The organism is Acidisphaera rubrifaciens HS-AP3 (genome assembly GCF_000964365.1).
Lineage (GTDB): Bacteria > Pseudomonadota > Alphaproteobacteria > Acetobacterales > Acetobacteraceae > Acidisphaera > Acidisphaera rubrifaciens.
This window is the reverse complement of the sequence record NZ_BANB01000381.1, coordinates 1-1,264: the sequence shown is the minus strand read 5'-3', so window position 1 is coordinate 1,264 and position 1,264 is coordinate 1. Positions and strand designations below refer to the sequence as shown.

General features: G+C 71.8%; 2 protein-coding genes. One reads left to right on the top strand and one right to left on the bottom strand.

The window, feature by feature from the left end; translation table 11 throughout:
• Positions 1-852, bottom strand: an 852-nt coding sequence (locus tag B8460_RS11425) for a phytoene desaturase family protein (RefSeq protein WP_241771170.1), incomplete at its 3' end; no start/stop codon positions are given.
• A 147-nt stretch (positions 853-999) separates the two neighbouring features.
• Here B8460_RS11425 and B8460_RS11420 point away from each other — a divergent pair.
• Positions 1,000-1,264 (top strand): polyprenyl synthetase family protein (locus B8460_RS11420; RefSeq protein WP_048861725.1); only part of this gene is annotated, 265 nt, incomplete at its 3' end.

Here is a 1,264-nt window from a genome sequence, read left to right as displayed (position 1 = left end):
CGCGTTCGCCACCACCGCGTCCGCGGCGAGGGCGGTGCCGTCGGCGAGCACGACGCCGCGCACCTGTCCGCCCTCGGCCTGGATCGACGCGACGTCCGCGCCCAGCCGCAGCGTCGCGCCGAGCGCTTCCGCCCGCGCCGCGAGGGCGCGCGCCAGCGCATGCATGCCGCCGTCGACGAGCCAGACACCGGCCTGTTCGACATGCGCGACCAGCATCAGCGTGGCCGGCGCGAGAAAGGGCGAGGCGCCGCAATAGGTAGCGTAACGCCCGAATAGCTGTTGCAGGCGCGGGTCGTGGAAGTGATCGCCCAGCGCGCGCCACAGCGTCGCGAACGGGCTGATGCGCGACAGGCCGCCGAGGCCCGTGCTTGCGGCGAGCGACAGCGGCGTCGGCCGCGCGCCGCTGATGAAGGGTTGTTCGAGCGTCGCGTAGACGTCGCGCGCGCGGGCGCAGAAGGCACGATAGCCGCGCGCCTCCGCCGGGCCGGCGAACGCCTCGATCGCCGCCGCGGAACGATTGATGTCCGCATATAAATCCAGCCGCTCCGTGGCGTTCCACGCATGCCGCGCGAGCACGCTCGCCGGCCGCAAGGTCAGGTGCTCCTCCAGCCGCGTGCCCGCCGCTTCGAACAGCGCGTCGAATACCCAGCGCATGGTGAACACGGTCGGGCCGGCGTCGAGCAGCGCGTCGCCGATCGCCACCTGCCGAACCTTGCCGCCGGGCGCGTCGGCGCGCTCCAACACGGTGACGTGATGTCCGGCGGCCGCCAGCAGCAACGTCGCCGCCAGTCCCCCCATCCCGGCGCCGATGACCACGACGCGGCGCGGAAGCGTGGTCCTCGGCTGCGACACGGCACGGCACCCCGATTACTGCCTGCCCACCATGCCCGAATTGCCGCGACGGGAAAACGTTGGTTGACAGCACTGTCAATACAGCCTGACAGTCGTGTCGACAATCCGGGCTGACAACCGGACCCTTGCATAGCGGGAGGCGCCGAGATGGATGCCATGACGCGGATCGAGCACGCACTCGCCCACACGCTGGCGGCGGCGGACGCCGCGGACGGGCCGCCGCGGCTCGCGCAGGCGATGCACTATGCCGTGTTCCCGCGCGGCGCGCGCATCAGGGCCCGATTGTGTCTCGCGGTGGCGGCGGCATGCGGCGACGACGAGCCCGTGCTGGCCGAAGCGACAGCGGCGTCGATCGAGCTGCTGCATTGCGCGTCGCTGGCCCATGACGACCTTCCCTGTTTCGACGATGCGG